At 53.7% G+C, this 3,261-nt stretch carries 3 protein-coding genes; all 3 read right to left on the reverse strand.

What is annotated here, in order from left to right; genetic code table 11:
* Positions 1–304: 304 nt before the first annotated feature.
* Complete coding sequence (gene argC / locus K2H17_RS05260; RefSeq protein WP_300132255.1) at positions 305–1,267, reverse strand: N-acetyl-gamma-glutamyl-phosphate reductase; 963 nt, start codon at positions 1,265–1,267, stop codon at positions 305–307.
* A 6-nt stretch (positions 1,268–1,273) separates the two neighbouring features.
* A complete protein-coding gene (gene argG, locus K2H17_RS05265) occupies positions 1,274–2,485 on the reverse strand; it encodes an argininosuccinate synthase (RefSeq protein WP_300132259.1) in 1,212 nt (403 codons plus the stop codon).
* A gap of 64 nt (positions 2,486–2,549) precedes the next feature.
* A complete protein-coding gene (locus K2H17_RS05270; RefSeq protein ID WP_300132261.1) occupies positions 2,550–3,167 on the reverse strand; it encodes a GNAT family N-acetyltransferase in 618 nt (205 codons plus the stop codon).
* Between the last annotated feature and the right edge of the window lie 94 nt (positions 3,168–3,261).

Raw genomic sequence — 3,261 nt, forward strand, 5'->3', positions numbered from 1 at the left:
TTGAAGGAGCATAGCGAGCTATGTGACTGAAATGAAGAGCCATAGGCGCCCAAAACTTTCGCAGGCGACGGTATTATATTTTTCCTTTTAATAATTTCATGTGTGAGAATTTTTAAAGTTACCTGAGCCTTGGTGTCTCTTTTGCTAAATTGTTGAAATTCGTCAGTCGCATAGCTCGCTATGCTCCTTTCTCATTTACAACAATTTATCTAAAAGATACACCACTCAGATTTTAACTATTGTTTTTAAACAACCTCTAAAATGTGTCGGCGGGCGCGTGGCCGGAGTGCGGCCCGGTCCGTGATCAGAATGCCGAGGGCTTCAGGCGCAGTCCGCAGTCTTCGGGGAGTCCACAGATGAGGTTGAAGTTCTGGACGGCTTGTCCGGAGGCTCCTTTCAGGAGGTTGTCGATGGCGGAGATGACGAGCAGTTTCGAGCCGTGTTTTTCCAGCGAGACGATGGCCTTGTTGGTGTTGACAACCTGTTTGAGGTCCACGGGGCGGTCCGAGACGTGGGTGAAGGCGGCGTCGGCATAGAAGTCCTTGTAGATGCGGGTTGCTTCTTCGATGCTGAGGTCAGTGTCGATGTAGGCCATCACGAAGATGCCTCTTGCAAAGTCGCCGCGCACGGGGATGAAGCTGATCTCTGCGTCGAAACCTGGCTGAAGCTGGCTGAGGGTCTGACGGATCTCGGCGAGATGCTGGTGGGTGAAGGCTTTGTAGACCGAGAGATTGTCGGTGCGCCAGCTGAAATGGGTGGTCGCGCCCGGTTTGACTCCGGCACCTGTCGAACCGGTGATTCCGGTGACGTGGATCTCGCTTCCGAGCTTTCCGGCGGCGGCGAGGGGGAGCAGGGCGGTCTGTATGGCCGTGGCGAAGCAGCCGGGGTTGGCTATGAGCGAGGCACGGCGGATAGTGTCGCGCTTGGCTTCGGGGAGGCCGTAGGTATAGCCGCAGCTTTCGTCGCGGTAGTCCTGGGCGAGGTCTACGACCTTGAGTCCCTCAGGCATTTCGTTCTCCTCCCAGAATTTGCGGCTGAAGCCGTGGCCCTGGCAGAGGAAGAGGACGTCGACGGCCCGGAGGTCGTAGCTGTCAGAGAAATGGAGGTCGGTCTCGCCGATGAGACCTTCGTGGATCTCGCAGACGGGACGGCCAGCGTTGCTTGTCGAGTGAACGAATACGATCTGAGCCTCCGGATGGTTGATCAGGAGGCGCAGGAGTTCGCCGGCAGTGTAGCCGGCCCCTCCTATGATTCCTATTTTCTTCATCGGCCCTTACTCCTCTGATCCGTTGCGTTTCTGGACGTTGTGATAGATCTTCATCTGGTTGCCGAGGATCTTGGTGAAGCCCTTGACATCGTCGGCGCTCCAGGCTTTGTTGACTTCGCCGTATTCGCCGAAATCGGTCTTCATGAGGTCGAAGGGAGAGTCGACGCCGACGAGGGTGTAGCTGTAAGGACGGAGGATGATTTCGACTGTTCCGCTGACGTTGCGCTGGGAGTTTTCAAGGAAGGCTTCCATGTCGCGCATGACGGGTTCGAGATATTGCGATTCGTGGAGGAACATTCCGTACCAGGTGCCGATCTGGTCTTTCCAGTATTGCTGCCACTTGGTGAGGGTGTGCTTTTCGAGCATCTTGTGGGCGGCGATGATGAGGATCGGACCTGCGGCTTCGAAGCCTACGCGGCCTTTGATGCCGATGATGGTGTCGCCGATGTGCATGTCGCGTCCGATGCCGTAGCGGGCGCCGAGGCGCTCAACTTCGCGGATGGCGTCGACCTTGTTGTCGAAATGCTTGCCGTTGACAGCGGAGATCTCGCCGCGGTCAAAGGTGATCGTCATGTGTTCCTCGCCTTTTTCGGTGATCTGGCTTGGATAGGCGCTTTCGGGGAGAGTCTGTTCGGAGTGGAGGGTTTCCTTGCCGCCGATGCTGGTGCCCCAGAGGCCTTTGTTGATGGAGTATTCCATCTTCTTGAAGTCGGCTTCGATGCCGTGTTTCTTCAGGTAGTCGATCTCATACTCGCGGGTGAGGGTCATGTCGCGGGTGGGGGTGATGATCTCGATTTCGGGTGCGAGGATCTGGAAGGTAAGGTCGAAACGTACCTGGTCGTTGCCTGCGCCTGTCGAGCCGTGGGCCACAGCGTCGGCGCCGATCTTTTTGGCATATTCGATGATGGCGATGGCCTGGAAGATGCGTTCGGAGGAGACGCTGATGGGGTAGGTGCCGTTGCGCAGGACGTTGCCTGCGATCATGTATCTGATGCTCTTGTCGTAGTAGTCGCGGGTCACGTCGAGCGAGGCGTGGGATGCGGCTCCGAGTCGCAGAGCTTTTTCTTCGATTGATTTCAGTTCGTCATCTGAGAAACCGCCGGTGTTGGCGATTGCGGTGTGTACTTCATATCCGAGGTCTTCGGAGAGATATTTTGCAGCGAAAGATGTATCGAGGCCACCACTGAAGGCCAAAACCACTTTTTTCTTATTTTCCATAATATAATATTGAATCTATTGGATTAGGGGGATGATGTTAAATATTGATAGAGGAGAAGGTCGCTCACTTGAGGTGGAGCATCTTCTTTACGCGGTTGTGCAACCACATGACGTAGGGGGCTCGCTTTGATGGCTTTTCGAGTTTGGCTTTGGGGTCGTAGAGCATCCCTGTGCAGAGACACATGCGACGGTTGTTGCGCTGGAGTATATCGTAGTTCACACAGCCTTTGCAGCCTGCCCAGAATTCTTCGTCGTCAGTAAGTTCGGAAAAGGTGACGGGTTTGTAGCCCATCTGGGAATTTAACTTCATCACCGGAAGAGAAGTGGTGATACTGAACAGTTTGGCGAACGGGAAGCGGAGGCGTGCCAGCTCGAAAGTCTTGGCCTTGATTCGTGCAGCGAGCCCCAATCGTCGGAATTCAGGATCGACGATAAGGCCTGAGGTGGCCACATAATCACCATGTTCCCAGCTCTCGATGTAACTGAAGCCGATGAGACGGTCATCACAGAGAGCGACGACAGCCTTCCCCGAACGTATCTTCTGAGCGATATATTCAGGTGTGCGGCGGGCTATGCCGGTTCCGCGCTGAAGGGCTGATTCATAGATTAGGGTGACAATCTGCTCGGCATATTTCGTATGCTCTTCTTCGGCAAAGATCACCTTTATCTGATCATTGTTCATCTAACTGTTATAAATAAAAATACTTTTTGAATAATAAAATGTCTGCAAAAGTAAGAAATTAATGTCGATTTTATGGCAAAATGTAAAGAAAATG

Origin of the sequence: Duncaniella sp. (genome assembly GCF_029054785.1) — a bacterium.
Taxonomy (GTDB): domain Bacteria; phylum Bacteroidota; class Bacteroidia; order Bacteroidales; family Muribaculaceae; genus Duncaniella.